Here is a 19,260-nt window from a genome sequence, read left to right as displayed (position 1 = left end):
TATTCTTCTTAGTTTTGGGTGTCGTCATCGTGGTCGAGGTCGCGCTGGACCTCGGGCGACCGCAGGAGCTCGTCGATCTTCTGGTAGTTGTCGAACGAGGTGTCGTCGCGGAAGCGCACTTCCGGCATGTATTTCATCTGCCGGAGCTGGCCGCCGATACGGCCGCGGATGTACTTGGCGTTCTTGTTCAGCGCCTTGACGACCGCGTCATGGTCGGTGAGGCCGAGCGGCGTCACATAGGCCGTGGCAATCTTCAGGTCCGGCGACATGCGCACTTCGGAAATCGAAACGACGGTCTTTTCCAGAAGATCGTCACGCACTTCGCCGCGCTGCAGCACCTGGGTGATGGCGGCGCGGACCTGTTCTCCAACGCGCAGCATGCGCTGCGAGGGCGCCGATGATGTAGCTTTTGCCATTGTCTCTAACTCTTGCGCCGCAATACGGCGCGGCAGCCGGGGGATCGAACCCGAGATTTCAAAGTGGGCGGTGAATGAACCTTTTCGGGCGAAAGGTCAAGGGTGGGGGCTCACCGACTGCCCCTCATCCGCCCTGCCGGGCACCTTCTCCCCGCCGGCGGGGAGAAGGACAGCGGATGGTAACTGTTCTGCGCCAATCCATGAGGAGCCTGTTCACTTGTTGAATGAATAGGTGGAATATACCCAAACAGGTAGAGAGGCGTGAATTGGCACTCAGCATCAACGATCCCGAGACCGAGCGGTTGGCCCGCATGCTTGCGAGCCGGACGGGGGAAAGTATCATCGAGGCGACGAGGAAGGCGATCGAAGACCGTCTGAAGCGACTTGGGCCTACGGACGGGAGGAACGATCTTCTGAGGGGAAAGCTCGCCGAGAGCCGGCGCAGATGGGCTGCGATGCCCATTATCGATCCCCGAACAGCGGATGAAATTCTCGGCTATGACGATAACGGGCTGCCAGGCTGATAGCGATCGATACGTCCGCCAATCAAGAAAGCACTGCCTCGCGGACATGCCTTACCTGAGTTTATTACTCCAAACATCACGGACGGCTTTAAGCTCACTAATCCAAAATTCATCTTCGTCTCGAACATTCCGGCCTAGTTTTTGTGCCATTTCAAAGAAGCCCTTACCCGGCTTCTGATCGCCATTTTTGCGGTATTATGTAGCAAATGCCACCGATGGCCGCTTCCGGCCCATTGCGGACGTACGCCGTCGCAAAAATCAGCCGCGAAACTCTGATTTTGCGACCGAGTTCTGTGACAGAATTTCCCTTTTGATTTCAGCGGTGGCCGATCTGTCGCGCCAGTTAGGATATTTGCGACATTTCGTCAGGTTTGCGGGCGAGGTAAATCGCCGTGACAAAGTTCCGGCGAACGTACCCGCCGAATTCCTCATCCGCGATGCGTCCGATCTCGCTCAGAAACCGGGACCGTTCCGCTTCAGGCAGGCGGGCGACTGGCGAGAACGTTGCTGTCAACCCTACGACCTGTCGGGTCGTCAAAGTTGGGGTCCACCTGATTTCCTCATATGTGGCGTTCCGGAAACCCGCCACTTGCAACTCGGTCATCCGCACGTCCTTGTCGAGCGCGAATGGCTGATTGGAGCCGGCCGCATGAGAAGGGCTGAGACTGAGCGGCTGGAAAAGCGCCTGAGTTCGACACTGGAACGGGTCCATGTCAGCCGGATCGCCAAAGACTGTCCACCACATGGCCCACCAACCGCCCGGCCGCAAAACCCGAAACACCTTGGCAAGCGCGCTATCCTGCTGGAGCCAGTGAAAAGCCATGGCGGCGACACCGAGGTCGAAACCGGCAGAAGGTAGCAAACTGTTCTCGAAAGAGGATTGCATGATGGTCAGTGACGAACCGTAGTGCTTCAATCGATCACCCAGCGTCGTGGCGAGCCGCGCGTCCGGTTCGATAGCAGTCATCGTGCAGCCCAAGGCAAGCAACGGCGCGGTAGCCTGTCCTGTCCCCGCTCCAATTTCGAAAATTCTAGCGGTTTGCGAGACTGCGCCTTGATCGCGCAAAATATCGTAGACACGCGGCGGATAGGCGGGCCTTGCATCATTATAGGCTTCGCTGTTCGCTCCGAACGCGCGTCGGCCTTCTTCAAGCGAAATTACATCCGACACAGCATTCCTCGGTAGTTGTCGCGAAAATCCTAATTAAAGCGACACTTGTTTTCCTGACTTTTGCGACGTCGCAGAATAGGGAGTTTAACGGCAATCGCAATGTCCGCAAATGGCGCAAAGCGGCCACCGCGCACGATCATCGGCTGGTGGCATTTGCTACATAGCACCGCATTTTTGTGCACGACGAAGACGGTAAGCATCCCACGGCCAGCCTCATCTTCCTCCTCTGCGATTTCGCCGAGAAGATGTGAAAGACGGACGTCGTGCGCTTCAGTAGTATTTAGGTGCAAAGGCTTCCATGGATTGAAACACCGCATTGTACATGAGGCATTAGTATAAACGGCCGCCCCGTTGCCGGGGCGGCCGCTCATGATTTCTGAGTTCGCAGCTTGTTACAGCGTGCGCGTCACGTGTTCCACGCGGAAGCACTCGATCTGGTCGCCGGCGCGGATGTCTTCGTAGTTTTCGAACGCCATGCCGCACTCCTGGCCGACATTGACTTCCGAGACTTCGTCCTTGAAGCGCTTGAGCGTCTTGAGCTTGCCTTCGTGGATGACGACGTTGTCGCGCAGCAGGCGAACGCCGACGCCACGTTCGACCTTGCCTTCGGTGACGCGGCAACCCGCGACCTTGCCGACCTTCGTGATGTTGAACACCTCGAGGATCTCGGCGTAGCCGAGGAAGGTTTCGCGGCGTTCGGGCGAGAGCAGACCGGACATCGCCGCCTTCACGTCATCCACCAGGTCGTAGATGATGTTGTAGTAGCGGATCTCGATGCCGTCACGCTCGGACGCGGTGCGCGCCTGGGCATTGGCACGCACGTTGAAGCCGATGATCGCGGCATTCGAAGCCTCGGCGAGTGAGATATCCGATTCCGTGATGGCGCCGGCGCCCGAGTGGACGATCCGGGCCCGCACTTCGTCGGTCCCGAGCTTGTCGAGGGCTGCCACGATCGCTTCGACGGAACCCTGCACGTCGGCCTTGATGACCAGCGGGAATTCCTTGAAGCCGGTATCCTGCAGCTTGCTCATCATCTGCTCGAGCGAACCGCGCTGACCCGACTGGCGGGCAGCCGCCTTGTCACGTGCCAGACGCTGACGATACTCGGAGATTTCGCGAGCACGCGCCTCGTTCTCGACCACGGCGAACTTGTCGCCGGCCGCAGGCGTCCCGGAAAGACCGAGGACTTCGACCGGCATGGCCGGACCGGCTTCCTTGACATGGGTGCCCTGGTCGTTGACCAGCGCACGCACGCGGCCCCACTGATCGCCGGCCACGATGATCTGGCCGGGCTTCAGCGTGCCCTTCTGGACGAGCACGGTCGCAACCGCACCGCGGCCACGGTCGAGCTGCGCTTCGATGACGGTACCCTCGGCCGTGCGGGTCGGATCGGCCTTCAGGTCGAGGATTTCGGCCTGCAGAAGCACGGCTTCGAGGAGCTTGTCGAGGTTCAGCTTGTTCTTCGCCGAGACTTCGACGTCGAGCACTTCACCACCCATGGATTCGACGAACACTTCGTGCTGCAGAAGCTGCTGGCGAACCTTGTCCGGGTTTGCCTCATGCTTGTCGATCTTGTTGATCGCCACGATGATCGGCACGTTGGCCGCCTTGGCGTGGTTGATCGATTCGATCGTCTGCGGCATCACGCTGTCGTCGGCCGCCACCACGAGAATCGCGATGTCGGTCGCCTGGGCGCCACGGGCACGCATCGCGGTAAACGCGGCGTGGCCGGGGGTGTCGATGAAGGTGATCTTCTGGCCGTTCTGTTCGACCTGATAGGCGCCGATATGCTGCGTGATGCCACCGGCTTCACCAGCCACGACATTGGCTTTGCGAATGGCGTCGAGCAGCGAGGTCTTGCCGTGGTCGACGTGACCCATGATGGTCACGACCGGCGGACGGGAAACCAGCTCACCTTCATCGTCCTTAACGTTGAAGATGCCTTCTTCGACGTCGGATTCCGAGACGCGCTTGACGGTATGCCCGAATTCGGTCGCGATGATTTCAGCGAGGTCGGCGTCGATGACGTCGCCCGGCTTCATCATCTGGCCTTCCTTCATCAGGTACTTGATGACGTCGACGGCGCGTTCGGACATGCGCTGCGACAGTTCCTGGATAGTGATCGTTTCCGGCAGGATCACTTCGCGCATGACCTTTTCGCGGGTTTCCTGCATCTGGCTGCGGCGGAACTTCTCCTGCCGGCGGCGCATAGCAGACAGCGAACGGCCGCGAGCGCTGCCGTCCTCGTCGAGTGCGGCATTCAGCGTCAGCTTGCCGCGGCGGCGTTCGTCCTCGCCCTTCGGACGGGCAGGGGCCTTGGCCGGTTCCGGACGGGTAACCTTGCCGCGGGCTGGACCGCCGCGCGATGCTTCGCGGTCGTCATCGTCGTCATTGCGGCCACGGCCACGGACGGCCGGGGTGACGGCTGCACCTGGCTTGTCGGCTTCGGGCGCCCTGCGGGCCTGCACCGGTTCTGCTGCTGCTGCGGCGGCGGGAGCGGCCTGTGCCGGCTCTTCGGCTGCCTGCTGCGGCTCGGCGGCTGCGGCGGCCGCGCGTTCTGCGGCCTCGCGCTCTGCTGCGGCACGCTCGGCTGCGCGGCGGACGTCCTCCTCGCGGCGGCGCTTCTCATCTTCGGCGCGCTGCTTGGCTTCCTCGACGTCACGCGCCTGCGCTTCGACAAGCGCGCGGCGGCGGGCTTCCATCTCTCCGGCGGAAAGCGACTTTCCAGCGGGCGCGTTGCCCGGGCGCGGTGCCGTCGGACGGGTCTGCTGCGGGCCGCCCTGCGGACGGTTGTAGCGCTGGGTAACGGAGGGCTGCGGCGGGCGCGGCTGCGGCGTCTCGGGGGCGCGCGGCGCGGGGGCGGCAGCGGCCGCCGGGGCTGCCGCCGGCTTCTCGTCTTCCGGTCGGGCGATCCGGCGTTTGCGGGTTTCAACCACAACGGCCTTGGTGCGACCGCGACCCATATCCTGGCGCACGGTGCCCTGGCTCACGCCCGAAGGTTTCAGGGTGAGTGTCTTCTTGCCCGCTACGCTGATTGTCTTGTCGTCTTTGCTATCGGTCATTCCGTTCCGTTCCTTGGGACGGGAGCGGATGACCTTAGCATCAGACCCCGTCGTTCAAATCAATGCACGCTGCGCCACAGCCGGCTCCCGCCGGCAGGCGCTTCATTCTTCGATACGGCTTTTGCCGCCTTTCGTCATGTTCGGGCCACCATCGCGATACCGTGTGAGCATGTTTGCGCGCTTCACTACACCTTCTCCGGCCTGCCCCGCAAGCGCGCAAGCATGGATAAACGCGTTCTGGCCCATCAGCCGGTCCATTTCCTCCGTCGAGAGGAGCAGGAAGGCCGGAATTTCGCTCTCGGTCTCCATTCCGAGATGCCAGGCCTTGCGGGCCTGGTCGAGTTTTCTGATCCCGTCCGCTGCGGCATCCGCCGAGTGGAACACGGCGATCGCCTGGCCGCTGCGGATGGCGCCGTCGACCTTCGAGGCGCCGGTGACGAACTGGCCCGCCTTGCGCGCCAGGTTCATCATGCCGGCGAGCTGCTCGACCAGCAGGCGGTCGATCTCGGCGCCGAGCGCCGGATCCGCATTCACCTTCGTCTTCAGCGCCCGCGAGAACAGGCCCTTGGCGACGGCCTTGTCGACCAGCGGCCGTTCGGCCTTCACCCAGCAGCCGCGGCCGGGAAGCTTGCGCTTCAGGTCCGGCACGACGGTTCCGTCCGGTGCCGCCACGAAGCGGATCAGCTCGTCGGCCGATCCGCTTTCGCGCGTGACAATGCACATGCGTCCGTTGACGGCGCCGTCAAGTTCGTCGCCGCCCTCGTCGGGCTGCGTCTCGGGCGCCGTGTTCGGCATCACGCTTCCTCGCCGCTCTCTTCGCCTTCGGCGCCGTCCTCGGCTTCGACTTCGACTTCCTCGGTGGCGAGATCCTCTTCGGTGATCCAGCCGGCGGCCAGACGCGCCTGAACGATCATGTTCTCGGCTTCGACACGCGAAATGTCGAGATCGGAGAACAGGCCGGCGAACTTCTTGGTCTCGCCGTCCTTGCGCTCGCTCCAGCCGACGAGATCGTCAGCTGCGCAGCCGGCGAAGTCCTCGATCGTCTTGATGCCGTCTTCGCCGAGCTTGACCATCATGGCGGTGGTCATGCCGTCGATCTGGCGCAGTTCGTCGGAAACGCCGAGTTCCTGGCGCTTGGCGTCGAGTTCGGCTTCCTGGCGCTCCAGGAATTCGCGGGCGCGGGTCTGGATTTCCTGTGCCGTGTCTTCGTCGAAGCCGTCGATGGAGGCGATTTCGTCGAGTTCGACATAGGCCAGTTCCTCGATGGCGGCGAAGCCTTCCGAGGCCAGCACCTGGCCGACCATCTCGTCGACGTCGAGCGCGTCCATGAAGAGGGCGGTGCGCTCGTTGAATTCCTTCTGGCGGCGCTCCGACTCTTCCTGCTCGGTCATGATGTCGATGTCCCAGCCGGTCAGCTGAGAGGCGAGGCGGACGTTCTGGCCGCGACGGCCGATGGCCAGCGACAGCTGTTCGTCCGGAACGACCACTTCGATGCGCTCGGCATCTTCGTCGAGCACGACCTTGGCGACTTCCGCCGGCTGCAGTGCGTTGACGATGAAGGAGGCGGGTTCCGGCGACCACGGAATGATGTCGATCTTTTCGCCCTGCAGTTCGCCGACGACGGCCTGAACGCGAGAGCCGCGCATACCGACGCAGGCGCCGACCGGATCGATCGACGAATCGTTGGAGATGACGGCGATCTTGGCGCGCGAGCCCGGATCACGGGCAACCGACTTGATCTGGATGATGCCGTCGTAGATTTCCGGCACTTCCATGGTGAAGAGCTTGACCATGAACTGCGGATGCGTGCGCGACAGGAAGATCTGCGGGCCGCGCTGTTCGCGGCGTACGTCGTAGACATAGGCGCGGATGCGGTCGCCGTAGCGGACGTTTTCGCGCGGGATCATCTCGTCGCGACGGATGATGCCTTCGCCACGGCCGAGGTCGACGATGACGTTGCCGTATTCGACGCGCTTGACCGTGCCGTTGACGATCTCGCCGACGCGATCCTTGAATTCCTCGAACTGGCGGTCACGCTCGGCTTCGCGCACCTTCTGCACGATGACCTGCTTGGCCGACTGGGCGGCGATGCGGCCAAAATCCATCGGCGGCAGCGGATCGGCGATAAAGTCGCCGATAACGGCGTCCGGGTTGCGGTCGCGGGCAAGCTCCAGCGCGATCTGCGTGGAGTAGTCCTCGACCTGATCGACAACCTCGAGAAGACGCTGCAGATGGATCTCGCCGGTCTTCGGGTTGATGTCGGCCCTGATGTTGGACTCCGAGCCGTAGCGGGAGCGGGCGGCCTTCTGGATCGCGTCGGCCATCGCTGCAAGCACGATCTCGCGGTCGATTACCTTTTCGCGGGCTACGGCATCCGCGATCTGCAGAAGCTCCAGCCGGTTCGCACTGACTGCCATTTTCTCTTCTCCGTCTTGCTGCCGGCGCTTCCCCAAGCTTGACCGGCGTTGAATTCCAAAATGTTATTCTTCGTCTTCGACAGGTTCGTCGTTCTGATTGGCGGCCTGCTGCTTGGCCAGCTTGTCGGCGCGCAGCGCGTCGCGGATCAACTCGTCCGTCAGAATGAGCTTGGCCTCGGAAAGCGCCGCAAACGGGATCGTCACCCGCGGCTCCTCGCCATAGGCGATCTGGTCGCGCTCGAGCACGAAGCCTTCGTCGCCGCATTCGGCGATCTTGCCGCGGAAACGCTTGCGGCCGTCGACGACGATCGACGTCTCGCACTTGACGATATGGCCCTGCCAGCGGGCAAAGTCCGACTTGCGGACCATCGGCCGGTCGATGCCGGGCGACGACACTTCCAGATGATACTGCTTGTCGATCGGATCTTCCACATCGAGAACCGGCGAAACAGCCATGGAGACCTCTTCGCAGTCCTCCACCGTCATCGTGCCGTCGAGCCGCTCGGCCATGATCTGCAGCGTCAGGCCGTTCTGGCTGTTCAACCGCACGCGGACAAGCTGGAAGCCGATGTCGGCCAGAACGGGTTCGATGATGTCGGCAATGCGCGCATCGAGTCCCGTTTCGACGATCAGACGCGGTTCTGCAGCATTTTCGGTCATCGGTGTTTCCGTCAAGCAATGCCCTCCCGGGAGCATGTCGTTGCAAGTCAGCCTGATCGAGGTAACAAAAAAGAGCGGGTCCTTGGCGGCCCCACTCTTCATCAAACGATCAAGAATTTGCGCTGTATATACGCCGCCTCACCCGCGAATGCAAGGGCGGGGCGCAGGGCCGGTCCATCCGCGCGTTCACGCGCCGGTTTCACGGTCTGTCCGAAAGTGAACACTTTCTCAAGTAAACTGCAGATCGATCATAGCCCATCGCGCCTGACTTGTCTTATATCAGGAATCACGCCCCAAAATCGCATCACCGGATCGCATCGTGCAGGATAGGAAATCGTCATTGGCGCCGTTGAGGAACCCCGTCTTCCTCACCATCTGGCTTGCCAGCATCACGTCCAATTTCGGCGCGTTGATCCAGGATGTCGGCGCCGCCTGGATGATGACCTCGATTTCATCTTCGAAGGACATGGTGGCGCTGGTGCAGGCCTCCAATACGTTGCCGATCATGCTGTTTTCGCTGATCGCCGGCGCCATCGCCGACGGCTTCAACCGCCGCCGGGTGCTGCTGTTTGCGCAATCCTTCCTGCTCGTCGTCTCCGCGCTTTTGGCGCTCTTTACCTATGGCGGCTACATGACGCCGTGGCTGCTTCTGACCTTCACCTTCCTGATCGGCTGCGGCACGGCCCTCAACAGCCCCTCATGGCAGGCCTCCGTCGGCGACATCGTCAGCCGCGACGACCTGCCGTCGGCCGTCTCGCTCAACAGCGTGGCCTTCAACATCACCCGCAGCGTCGGCCCGGCGATCGGCGGCATCATCGTGGCGATCGCTGGCGCGGCGATGGCCTTCGCGGTCAATGCCGTTTCCTATCTGGCGATGATCTACGCGCTCATACGCTGGAAGCCGATCTATCCGGAAAGCCGGCTGCCGCGCGAATCGCTCGGCCACGCGATTGCCGCCGGCCTGCGCTACGTCTCCATGTCGCCGAAGCTGATGACGGTGATGTTCCGCGGCTTCTTTTTCGGCTTCGCCGCCATGTCAATCCTGGCGCTGCTGCCGATCGTCGTGCGCGAGCATATTCAGGGCGGCCCGTTCGTCTATGGCGGACTGCTCGGCGCCTTCGGGTTGGGCGCCATCGCCGGCGCCATTTCCAACAACGCCATCCGCGCGGTTCTGTCGAGCGAAGTGATCGTGCGCTGTTCGTTCGCCGGCTTTTCGCTGGCCGCCGCCATCGTCGCGGTTTCCAGCCATGTCTGGCAGGCCTTTCCGGCGCTGATGATCGCCGGCGCCGGCTGGGTGCTGTCTCTGTCGCTGTTCAACACGGTCGTGCAGCTTTCCACCCCGCGCTGGGTGGTCGGCCGCGCGCTGTCGCTCTACCAGACGGCGACCTTCGGCGGCATGGCGCTCGGCTCGTGGATCTGGGGCGTGCTGGCCGAAAGCCACGGCGTCAGCATCGCCCTCGTCATCTCGGCCATCATGCTGGCGCTCGGCATCGCCATCGGCTTCCGCCTGCCGATGCCCGCCTTCGAAACGCTCGACCTCGATCCGCTGAACCGCTTCGCCGAGCCGCACCTGCAGCTCGACATCAAGCCGCGCAGCGGCCCGATCGTCATCCAGATCGATTACGAGATCGACGAGAACGACATCGAGGATTTCCTGGCGCTGATGGTCGAACGCCGGCGCATCCGCATCCGCGACGGCGCACAGAACTGGGCGCTGATGCGCGATCTGGAAAACCCGGATTTATGGACCGAGACCTACCACACGCCGACCTGGGTCGAATATGTCCGCCACAACACCCGCCGCACCAAGGCCGACGCCGAATCCAGCGACCGCCTCAACGCCCTCCACAAGGGCGCAACCCGCCCGCGCGTTCACCGCATGATCGAACGCCAGGCAATCCCGCCCGCCGATGACGTGTTTCATCAGCATCATCATCATTGAGGGTGAGCCGTTTGCAGAGGCGATGGTCCCGTGCAGTTTCGATCGAGCTGCAAGGGTCAGCAGACGATCATCTTGAGATAGCCCTGCGCTGCCAAAGCCTGGAAAATGCTGTCTCTTGATATGATCGGGAGCTTTTTGACGCGCGCCGTGGCGATCAGATAACAGTCGCCCGGGTCCTTATGTCCAGTTTCGGAGACGACGGTGGCTGCTTCGATCGCGATGCGCTGCTTGATGGGGATGATCTTCGCACCGGTCTCCGCCAGTGATCGAGAAAACCACTTCGATGGCGAGTTTGCGCCAAAGTTCGGAGGATCCTTATGGGCCGGCTTTCGGGATGCGATTGTCAGTTCCCAGGCAGTAATCGGGGACACATAAAGTGAACCGCTGGCCTGACTGCCGGCAATTTCGATCAGCGCTTCCTCTGTCAATGATTCGGCGGCCGTAACCAGCCAGTAGAGCGCGTGAGTATCGAGCAATACCCCCGCCAAGGGTGTCAACCTTGAGAAGGAAGTTTTCGTTGTTTTGGAACGGAACTGCCTCGAACCTGCTTTGCAATCGGCTTGGTGAGATCAATGCCCTTCTTCAGTGGCAGCGGAGATGATTTCATTGCGTCTGCGCCACGCACTTCAAGGAAACGGCCGGTCCGTGAATCACGTACCACCAACTTGCCGGTCGGTTCCTTCATGCGCTCAGCCTTGGTCATCACTCATATATAGCGCGTATTTGCCCCATTTGCGAGCAGCTCATGAAGCCAGATCTTTATCATGTGTCGCTCCAAATTTGCCCATCTCCCCTACCTAACCATCCCCTTCAACCTTTCCTCCGGAAAGCACGTCGCGGCCATGCCGTTCTTTTCCTGCCAAGCCCCAAGCGAGCGGCGGGTCTTGTAGCCGGGGAGGCCGTCGGCGCCGCCGACGTCGTAGCCTTGTTTTTCAAGCGTGCGCTGCATCGCGGCGACATCCGAGCGGAGCATGTGGCCGATATCGCCCCAGGGCGCGCGGAACGGGCCGGAATTATAGGCGATCCGGTCGGCGAGGTTGCCGATGAACAGGGCGTAGAGGTCGGAGTTGTTGTATTCCTTGATGATGTAGAAGTTCGGCGTGACGATGAAAGCCGGGCCGTCGCGGCCGGCCGGCACCAGCATCATGCCCGGCTTCGACTTTTCCTCCGCCGGAAAGTCCTTGCCGGTGATGCGGGTGATGCCGGTCGCCGCCCATTGGCCGATCGGCTTCGCAAGATCCGGCCCTTCCTGCGCGCAGGAGACCTCGGCCGGAATGGTGACCTCAAAGCCCCAGTCGCGGCCGCGCTGCCAGCCTTTCTTGGATAGATAGTTGGCGATGGAAGCCAGCGTGTCCGGCACCGAGGTCCAGATGTTGCGCTTGCCGTCGCCGTCGAAATCGACGGCATATTGCAGATAGCTCGTCGGCATGAACTGCGGCTGGCCGAGTGCGCCGGCCCAGGAGCCCTTCAGCCCGTCGACCGTGCTGTCGCCGCCGCCAATGATATGAAGCGCCGAGATGAGTTCGCCTTCGAACATTTGCCTGCGGGTCGACATGAAGGCCTTGGTGGCGAGCACGTCGATCGCCCGGTTGGGGATGCTGGCGCGCCCGTATCCGGTTTCGCGACCCCAGACCGCCAGCACGATCCGCCCCGGCACGCCGTAGACCTGTTCGATCTTCTTCAGTGTTGCCGCATGGCTGCGCATCATCGCCTGGCCGCCGGCCGCCAGCGCCTGCAGGCGCTTTTCGGAAAAATACGGGCCGGGGGAGGAGAACTCCGCCTGGCTCTGTTCGCGCTTCTTCGGTGGCTTGGTGCCGGGTGGCACGAGGTCCGGCAGGTTCCACATCAGCTCGACATCGGAGAAGGCGCTGTCGAAGGTCTTGCGCGTGATGCCGGCCTTTTCCGCCTTCGGCCAGAGATCGGTCTTCAGCCAGCTGCGGAACTGGGCGGTCACGGCATTCTTGTCGAGGGCGGCGGCGGGGGTGGCGAGGATGAGGGTGAGGAATGCGGCGGCGAGGAAGTGGCCCGGTCGTTTACCCCCCTCTGCCCTGCCGGGCATCTCCCCCACAAGGGGGGAGATCGAACTTGGCATCCGCAGTCCATCCCCATTCCTCTTCTCCCCTTGGGGAGAAGTGCCGAACGCAGTGAGGCGATGAGGGGTTCCAAGAGAGGTCGCATGGGAACCCCTCATCCGGCCCTTCGGGCCACCTTCTCCCCAAGGGGAGAAGAGGAAAGATCCGCCAGCGGCTATTTCAAGCCAATCTCCCCCCTTGTGGGGGAGATGTCCCGAAGGGACAGAGGGGGGTGAATTCCGTTTCGGAAAAGCGAAGAGGCTTTTCAGCAATGGCACGATATTCGTCTCCCTAAGGTCATTGTCCTCAAATTGCAGTGCGGGCCCTCAAGGCCGCCGTCAGCGTGCCCTCGTCGAGATAGTCGAGCTCGCCGCCGACCGGCACGCCGTGGGCGAGCCGGGTGATCTTGACGTCGAGGTCGGCCAGCTGGTCGGTGATGTAGTGCGCGGTCGTCTGGCCCTCGACGGTGGCGTTGACGGCGATGATCAGTTCCTTGACGCCGCCTTCGGCGACGCGGTTGATCAGGCCGCGGATGTTGAGATCGTCCGGCCCGACGCCGTCGAGCGGCGACAGCGTGCCGCCGAGCACGTGATAGGCGGCGTTCATCGCGCCTGCGCGCTCCAGCGCCCAGAGGTCGGAGACGTCCTCGACGACGATGATCACCGTCTGGTCGCGGTTGATGTCGGTGCAGACGGTGCAGGGGTCGATCGTATCGACATTGCCGCAGCGCGAGCAGATCTTCACATTGCGGTGCGCGTCCGACATCGCATCGGCGAGCGGTCCGAGCAGCTGGTCCTTCTTCTTGACGAGATGCAGCGCCGCGCGGCGCGCCGAACGGGGGCCGAGCCCCGGCACCTTCGCCAGGAGCTGGATCAGTTTTTCGATTTCGGGACCGGTGACTCGCTTTGCCATGTCAGCGCTTTTAGCGCATGTTGCCGGCATTAGAAACGCTTGCGGCAGGGGAGCCGGAAAATAGAGATGAAAATCCTGGCAGTCTGCATCGGCGAAGCGCGAACGCTCCTCGGCAAGAGCTACAAGACCGGCATCTTCAAGCGTCCGGTGGACGTTCCGGTCTTCGTCGACAGCGAGGGCATTGTCGGTGACGCGATCTGCAACCGCAAGCATCATGGCGGCGTCGACCAGGCGATCTATGTCGAGGGATCGGTCACGCTCGACTGGTGGGCGCGCGAACTCGGCCGGCCGGTCGAACCCGGCACGTTCGGCGAGAACCTGGTGGTCGAGGGGCTGGACAACACCACGGTGTCGGTCGGCGACCGATTCCACGTCGCCGACGCGGTACTGGAAGTCACGTCGGCGCGCATTCCCTGCGCCACCTTTGCCGCCCGCATGGACGATCCGATGTTCGTCAAGCGCTACACGCAGGCCGGGCGGCCGGGCATCTATTGCCGCGTCATTTCCGGCGGCGTCATCAGCCCCGGCGAGAGGGTCGCCTACCAGCCCTTCGACGGCGAGAAGGTCACTATGCCGGAAATGATGGCGACCTACGGCAAGCCGCTCGATGCTGCCGACCGGGCGCGGTTTCTGGCCGCGCCGATCCACCACAAGCTCAAGGCGAAGCTCGAAGCGGCCTGAGCCGCCATAGACCCTGCGTCAGAACGTCGCCACGCTGGAAAAGCCACAATTATCTGCCGAAATCATTCAGTGGAAACGGAACAATGCCGGCGGGCCGGGTGTTTCCTATCCGAGAACCGGCGGCCGGCCATCGGCTGCGGCTCAAAGCAATTTCAGCATGAAGGAGTTTTCCCATGTCCTCATTCACCAAGTCTTCCTTTGCCAAGCTCTCCGCCGTTGCCCTGGCGTCCGCAACGCTCGTTCCGCTGGCAGCAACGCAGGCCAACGCCGCCATGGTCAAGACGGGCCTGCTGACCTGCGACATCAGCCCCGGCATCAGCGCCGTCATCGGTTCGCGCCGCAGCCTCGACTGCATCTTCGAGCCGACCCATAACGGCCCGGTCGAGCACTATCAGGGCCAGATCACCAAGGTCGGCGTCGATCTCGGCTATATCAAGAGCGGCAAGTTCGCCTGGGCCGTGTTCGCACCGTCCAGCATCGATGAAGGTGCGCTTCAGGGCAATTACGGCGGTCTCGGCGGCAATGTGACTGTCGGCTTCGGCGGCGGCGTTGAAGGCCTGGTCGGCGGTTTCGATGGTTCAGTCGCCCTGCAGCCGCTGTCGATCGAAAGCACGCTCGGCGTCAATCTCGCCGCCAACCTGACGGCTCTGAACCTGACCTACACGCCGGCAGCGGCTCCGGTCTACAAGCCGTAATCAGCCATAGTCCCGCTACGGGAAGAAGAGGGCCGGTCGCCAACGCGACCGGCCTTTTTCATGTCAGCGCATGGCGATCGCGACGGCGGCACCGGCCATGGTGCCAGCGCTGGCGCGGTTGGCGATGCGGATTGCCCGTGCGCTCCGCAACAGCCGTCGAGCCTTGGCGGCGAGCATTGCCCATGTCAGGTCGATGACGATCAGGACCGCGAACATGGTGGCGACCAGTTCGGCCCAGCCGGTCACGCCGACGGCATGCATGTCGATGATCGCCGGCAGCAGCGCCATGTAGAAGAGCATGATCTTCGGATTGCCGAGCGTCACGGTCATGCCGGCAAAGAACAGCTTGGCCAGCGAATGCGTCTCGGGAAGCGTCTCGCCCTCGGTGTCCGCCGGCGCACGCCACATCTTCCAGGCGAGATAGAGGAGATAGCAGACGCCGATCCATTTGATGGCGGCGAAGGCGTAGTGGAATGTTTCGGCAATGGCGGCGAGGCCCGCGACGGCAAGCGTCAGCCAGATCGCCTCGCTGATCCACATCGCGACGAGAAAAGGCAGCACATCGCGCGTGCCTTTCGACAGGACCCGCGCAACCAGTGCGGCCACGTTGGGGCCGGGAGAGCCGGCGGCGACGAACAGCGCGCCGGCAAAGAGAAGCAGACTGGAGATAGTCATCCCGAAACCTCCCCCGGATGAAAGGCCCTTCCTTAGAAAGGCATCTTGAAGCCGGGCGGGATCGGCAGTCCGGCAGTCATTTCCCTGGTCTTTTCGGCCATGGCCGCATCGGCCTTGCCCTTGGCGTCATTGTGCGCCGCGACGATCAGGTCTTCAAGGATTTCGGCTTCATCTTCCTTCATGAGCGAAGGATCGATCTTGACGCCGACGAGCGTGCCCTTGCCGGTCAGCTTGACGGTGACGAGCCCGCCGCCCGACGTGCCTTCGACTTCCATGGCGGCGATTTCGGCCTGCATGGCCTCCATCTTCGCCTGCATTTCCTTCACCTTGCCCATCATGCCCATGATGTCGCGCATAGACTGTCTCCTTGGAATATCGGTCGTGTCGTCTCAGAAATCGATGTCGTCGCCGGGAAGGATGTCGCCTTCGTCCGACTCGGCTGTCGCCGGCGGCGCCGCATCCTCGTCGTCCTCCGCCTGCTCGGCGCGGATCCGGACGTCGGTGATCTTGGCGCCGGGAAACTGGGCGAGGATGGCCGCGACGTCCGGGTCCTGTCGGGCGTCGGTGAGCCGCGTTTCCTTTTCCTTGGCCTCGACTTCGGCAAGCGTCGGCCCGCCCTGCTGGTCGCGGCTGACGACCACCATCCAGTGGACGCCGGTCCATTCCTTCAGATTGGCGGCGAGATCGTTGACGATGGATTTCGGCGCGTCGTTGCCGAGGCTGATCTCCAGCCGGCCCGGTTCGATGCGCACGGGGCGCACGTAGATCCGCAGGAGCGCGCGCAGCCGGATGTCGCCATGGCGCGAGCAGAGATCGGCAATGTCGGAGAGCGAGTTGACCGGCACCTGCGGCGCGGGCTTTTCGGCCGGTGCCGCCTCGACGGCAGCCTGCATCGCGGCGGCGACTTCGGGAGTGGTCTCCGGCTTCGGCACGGAGCGCAGCATCGCCGTCGGCGCGGAAGAAGGAGCCGCGCTCGGCATTGCCTGTGTGGCGCGGACCGTGGACGAGCTGTAGCTCGCCGTCGCGCCGCCATTTCCGCCGCGGGGTGCGCCGCTGCCATTGCCGGCCGGCTGGCCGCTTCCGGCCATGTCCAGGAGCCGGCGTGCGGCGTCTTCGGGCGAGGGCAGGTGGGCGGCGTGCGCCAGCCGGATCAACACCATTTCTGCGGCACCGGCGGGGCGCGAGGAATTTTCCGTTTCCGGAATGCCCTTCAGGAGCATCTGCCACATGCGCGACAGCGTGGTCACCGCAATGCTGGATGCGAACTCGGCACCGCGGGTGCGCTCAACTTCGCTGAGCGACGGGTCGTTCGCGGCTTCCGGCACATATTTGAGCTTGGTGACGAGATGGGTGAAATCGGCAAGGTCGGTCAGGACGACGGGCGGATTGGCGCCCGATTCGTACTGGCTCTGGAATTCGTTCAAGGCGGCTGCGGCCTCGCCGGCGACGATATGGCCGAAGAGGTCGACGATGCGGCCGCGGTCGGCAAGCCCCAGCATCGCGCGCACCTGGGCGGCATCGATGCGTCCGCCGCCATGCGCGATCGCCTGGTCCATCAGCGACAGGCCGTCGCGCGCCGAGCCTTCCGCCGCGCGGGCGATCATGGCGAGCGCTTCCGGATCGGCCTTGATGCCTTCCTTGCCGGCGATGGTGGAGAAGAGATGCACGAGGTCGGCCGCCGAGATGCGGCGCAGGTCGAAGCGCTGGCAGCGCGACAGGACCGTGATCGGAACTTTCCGGATTTCCGTCGTCGCGAAGATGAACTTCACATGTTCCGGCGGCTCCTCGAGCGTCTTCAACAACCCGTTGAAGGCCTGCGTCGAGAGCATGTGCACTTCGTCGATGATGTAGACCTTGTAGCGCGCCGAAACCGGGCGGTAGCGCACCTGCTCGATGATCTCGCGGATGTCGTCGATGCCGGTATGCGAGGCGGCGTCCATCTCGATCACGTCGACATGGCGGCCTTCCATGATCGCCTGGCAGTGTTCGCCGGGGATCGCGAGATCGATGGTCGGCTTGTCGACGGTCGGGCTCTTGTAATTCAGCGCACGGGCCAGGATGCGGGCGGTGGTCGTCTTGCCGACCCCGCGCACGCCGGTCAGCATGTATGCCTGCGCGATGCGGCCCGTCTCGAAGGCGTTGGTCAAGGTCTTGACCATCGGCTCCTGGCCGACCATCAGGTCGGTGAAATCCTTGGGGCGGTATTTGCGGGCGAGCACCCGGTAGCCGCCCTGCGGCGGATCGGTGGCCTTGTCTGTGGGTCCGCTCGTGCTCATTGCCCTCGCCGGCTTGGGTGCCTGGTTTTCTGGCCCGGCATGGCGGATCATCGATCCGCTCGCTCACGAAACCGGCCGGTAACTTAAGAGGTGGGAGGCTGGCACGGCGACCCGTGCCGGGCTCGTTAGGGCTGCTTCCTTCCGGACCTGACCCGGTTGGCGAGTGGCTCGTCCACCACCAACCTCCCGTCCGCACATATCGGGGATATCCCGCCCAATTGCAAGCCGGGTCGGCAAAAAACTCGTCCAACCCACTGGCGCAGCACTTTGCGTGCATCGGCAAGCCGATACGCACCAATCCTGCCATTCCAATTGTCCCGCCGATGATCTACTCTTCATGGAAAAACAGATGATTGGAGAGAACGGGTGGGGAAATTCGAACTCGACGGCCGCCTTGAGCGCGACAGCATTCTTGTCGCCAATCTCGGCCTGTGCCAACTGCGCCTGATGACGGATGCCCGCTGGCCGTGGCTCGTGCTCGTTCCGCAGCGCGCCGGCGTGTCGGAAGTGTTCGACCTGACGCCGCTCGACCAGACCATGCTGACCTTCGAGACCAACCAGGTCGCCTCCGCGCTGAAGGCGGCGACCGGTGCCGAAAAAATCAATGTCGGGGCGCTTGGCAATATCGTCCGCCAGCTCCATGTGCATGTGCTCGCGCGGTCCGAGGGCGATGCCAACTGGCCGGGCCCTGTTTGGGGTTTCGGCAAGGCTGAGCCCTATGACGACGACACGCGCAATGCTTTGATCGAGAAGATACTGGACGCCATTTCATCATGACATCAGCCCTGTTCGACCTTCATGCTCCCCATATCGAACCGAGCAGCATGACGGCCTTTGCCGGCAACGGCCTCGAAAGACGGTCGGAAAACCGCGACGAGAACTGCGTCGAGGAGGCGCTGTCGAAGGAAGGGTCGCATATCCTTGCCTTTTCCGGGCGCAATCTCGTGCTGAAGCACGACCGGCAGGTCCTCGATCCGCTGTTTGCGCCCTATGAGCTGGCCGAGCTGAAGCCGGAATTCGACGATGCGATCCTGCTCGGCTACTACAAGAACGGCGAGCCGAGACTGGCTGTGCCGGTCAAGGCGCCCGCCGAAGAGATCGAGAAGCACTACAAGATCGCCGACGGCCGCACGCTCTACCGCGACCAGCTGATATCGGAAGAACTTCTGGGCGAATTCGCCCAGGGTGCGGCGCTGATCGCCTGGAACTTCGACAATCGCTTCTGCGGCCGCTGCGGCAAGCCGACGGAGATGAAGATCGGCGGCTACAAGCGCGTCTGCACGGCGTGCGAACACATGATCTTTCCGCGCACCGATCCGGTGGTGATCATGCTCGTCGTCGACGAGGAACGTGACCTGTGCCTGCTCGGCCGCGGCGCCCATTTTGCGCCGGGCATGTATTCCTGCCTGGCGGGCTTCGTCGAGCCCGGCGAAACGATCGAGAATGCGGTGCGGCGCGAGACGCATGAAGAATCGGCGATCAAGGTCGGCCGCGTGCGCTACCATGCGTCGCAGCCCTGGCCGATGCCGCATACGCTGATGATCGGCTGCTATGGCGAGGCACTGTCACGCGACATCAAGCGCGACGAGGCCGAGCTGGAGGACTGCCGTTGGTTCACCCGGCAGGAAATGGCCGACATGCTCGACAACAGCGGTGCAAACGGCTCTTCGCCGCCGCCGAAGGGCGCGATTGCCCACCGGCTGATGCGCGACTGGCTGGAATGGGGCGGCGCCTGAGACGGGCGCCCGGCCTTCGTG

Annotated in this window: 19 protein-coding genes and 1 other RNA gene; 6 read left to right on the top strand and 14 right to left on the bottom strand. The window is 63.1% G+C overall.

The features are described from left to right. Positions 1 to 8 precede the first annotated feature (8 nt). On the bottom strand, positions 9 to 416 hold the full coding sequence (gene rbfA / locus ACU5AY_RS16475; protein ID WP_446827014.1) for a 30S ribosome-binding factor RbfA: 408 nt from the start codon (positions 414 to 416) through the stop codon (positions 9 to 11). Between the two features lie 266 nt (positions 417 to 682). Here rbfA and ACU5AY_RS16470 point away from each other — a divergent pair, with 266 nt between their 5' ends. Further along, positions 683 to 940 carry a type II toxin-antitoxin system VapB family antitoxin gene (locus tag ACU5AY_RS16470; RefSeq protein ID WP_446825755.1) on the top strand — a complete coding sequence of 86 codons (258 nt, stop codon included), beginning with the start codon at positions 683 to 685 and terminating at the stop codon, positions 938 to 940. A gap of 343 nt (positions 941 to 1,283) precedes the next feature. Here ACU5AY_RS16470 and ACU5AY_RS16465 read toward each other — a convergent pair whose 3' ends face one another. From ACU5AY_RS16465 to rimP, 5 genes are all read right to left on the bottom strand, one after another. Then, positions 1,284 to 2,111, bottom strand: coding sequence for a class I SAM-dependent methyltransferase (locus ACU5AY_RS16465; protein ID WP_446827013.1), 828 nt, complete (start codon positions 2,109 to 2,111; stop codon positions 1,284 to 1,286). A gap of 392 nt (positions 2,112 to 2,503) precedes the next feature. Beyond that, positions 2,504 to 5,173, bottom strand: coding sequence for a translation initiation factor IF-2 (gene infB, locus ACU5AY_RS16460; protein ID WP_446827012.1), 2,670 nt, complete (start codon positions 5,171 to 5,173; stop codon positions 2,504 to 2,506). A gap of 102 nt (positions 5,174 to 5,275) precedes the next feature. After that, the gene (locus tag ACU5AY_RS16455; RefSeq protein WP_446827011.1) at positions 5,276 to 5,968 is read right to left on the bottom strand and encodes an RNA-binding protein; all 693 of its coding nucleotides are present in this window, start codon (positions 5,966 to 5,968) and stop codon (positions 5,276 to 5,278) included. Next, positions 5,968 to 7,590 (bottom strand): transcription termination factor NusA, encoded by a 1,623-nt coding sequence (gene nusA, locus ACU5AY_RS16450; protein WP_446827010.1) that lies wholly within the window; start codon positions 7,588 to 7,590, stop codon positions 5,968 to 5,970. The genes ACU5AY_RS16455 and nusA overlap by 1 nt, the downstream gene beginning before the upstream one ends. 63 nt (positions 7,591 to 7,653) lie before the next feature. Then, positions 7,654 to 8,250, bottom strand: a complete 597-nt coding sequence (gene rimP, locus ACU5AY_RS16445) for a ribosome maturation factor RimP (RefSeq protein ID WP_446827009.1) — start codon at positions 8,248 to 8,250, stop codon at positions 7,654 to 7,656. 319 nt (positions 8,251 to 8,569) lie between these two features. Between rimP and ACU5AY_RS16440 the strand changes: the two genes are divergently transcribed. After that, complete coding sequence (locus tag ACU5AY_RS16440; protein ID WP_446827008.1) at positions 8,570 to 10,192, top strand: MFS transporter; 1,623 nt, start codon at positions 8,570 to 8,572, stop codon at positions 10,190 to 10,192. A gap of 56 nt (positions 10,193 to 10,248) precedes the next feature. On the opposite strand, the gene ACU5AY_RS16435 is transcribed toward ACU5AY_RS16440, so the two are convergent. The 4 genes from ACU5AY_RS16435 to recR form a co-directional block, all read right to left on the bottom strand. Beyond that, positions 10,249 to 10,668, bottom strand: a complete 420-nt coding sequence (locus tag ACU5AY_RS16435) for a type II toxin-antitoxin system VapC family toxin (RefSeq protein ID WP_446827007.1) — start codon at positions 10,666 to 10,668, stop codon at positions 10,249 to 10,251. Positions 10,669 to 10,685: 17 nt separating this feature from the next. Beyond that, a complete protein-coding gene (locus tag ACU5AY_RS16430; RefSeq protein ID WP_446827006.1) occupies positions 10,686 to 10,877 on the bottom strand; it encodes a hypothetical protein in 192 nt (63 codons plus the stop codon). 108 nt (positions 10,878 to 10,985) lie between these two features. Further along, on the bottom strand, positions 10,986 to 12,251 hold the full coding sequence (locus ACU5AY_RS16425; protein ID WP_446829041.1) for a lytic murein transglycosylase: 1,266 nt from the start codon (positions 12,249 to 12,251) through the stop codon (positions 10,986 to 10,988). A 319-nt stretch (positions 12,252 to 12,570) separates the two neighbouring features. Continuing rightward, positions 12,571 to 13,176: a recombination mediator RecR gene (gene recR, locus ACU5AY_RS16420; RefSeq protein WP_446827005.1), complete on the bottom strand. Its 606-nt coding sequence runs from the start codon at positions 13,174 to 13,176 to the stop codon at positions 12,571 to 12,573. 66 nt (positions 13,177 to 13,242) lie between these two features. On the opposite strand from recR, the gene ACU5AY_RS16415 reads away from it, so the two are divergent. Then, on the top strand, positions 13,243 to 13,857 hold the full coding sequence (locus ACU5AY_RS16415) for an MOSC domain-containing protein (protein ID WP_446827004.1): 615 nt from the start codon (positions 13,243 to 13,245) through the stop codon (positions 13,855 to 13,857). A gap of 173 nt (positions 13,858 to 14,030) precedes the next feature. Further along, entirely contained in the window at positions 14,031 to 14,552 is a 522-nt protein-coding gene (locus ACU5AY_RS16410) for a DUF992 domain-containing protein (protein ID WP_446827003.1), read from the top strand. A gap of 63 nt (positions 14,553 to 14,615) precedes the next feature. On the opposite strand, the gene ACU5AY_RS16405 is transcribed toward ACU5AY_RS16410, so the two are convergent. The 4 genes from ACU5AY_RS16405 to ffs form a co-directional block, all read right to left on the bottom strand. Further along, a complete protein-coding gene (locus tag ACU5AY_RS16405) occupies positions 14,616 to 15,227 on the bottom strand; it encodes a LysE family translocator (protein WP_446827002.1) in 612 nt (203 codons plus the stop codon). 32 nt (positions 15,228 to 15,259) lie between these two features. Then, a complete protein-coding gene (locus ACU5AY_RS16400) occupies positions 15,260 to 15,583 on the bottom strand; it encodes a YbaB/EbfC family nucleoid-associated protein (protein WP_446825742.1) in 324 nt (107 codons plus the stop codon). Positions 15,584 to 15,616: 33 nt separating this feature from the next. Continuing rightward, positions 15,617 to 17,503: a DNA polymerase III subunit gamma/tau gene (locus tag ACU5AY_RS16395; protein WP_446827001.1), complete on the bottom strand. Its 1,887-nt coding sequence runs from the start codon at positions 17,501 to 17,503 to the stop codon at positions 15,617 to 15,619. Positions 17,504 to 17,593: 90 nt separating this feature from the next. Continuing rightward, an RNA gene (ffs, locus tag ACU5AY_RS16390) (signal recognition particle sRNA small type) lies at positions 17,594 to 17,690 on the bottom strand. A 179-nt stretch (positions 17,691 to 17,869) separates the two neighbouring features. Between ffs and ACU5AY_RS16385 the strand changes: the two genes are divergently transcribed. Both ACU5AY_RS16385 and nudC read left to right on the top strand, forming a co-directional pair. Next, the gene (locus ACU5AY_RS16385) at positions 17,870 to 18,280 is read left to right on the top strand and encodes an HIT domain-containing protein (protein WP_446827000.1); all 411 of its coding nucleotides are present in this window, start codon (positions 17,870 to 17,872) and stop codon (positions 18,278 to 18,280) included. Further along, positions 18,277 to 19,239, top strand: coding sequence for an NAD(+) diphosphatase (gene nudC / locus ACU5AY_RS16380; RefSeq protein ID WP_446826999.1), 963 nt, complete (start codon positions 18,277 to 18,279; stop codon positions 19,237 to 19,239). Before ACU5AY_RS16385 ends, nudC begins: the two co-directional genes overlap by 4 nt. Positions 19,240 to 19,260: the final 21 nt, after the last annotated feature.

The organism is Rhizobium sp. PAMB 3174, assembly GCF_052908375.1.
The sequence above is the reverse complement of the archived record's forward strand: the minus strand, read 5'-3'. Positions and strand labels throughout refer to the sequence as shown.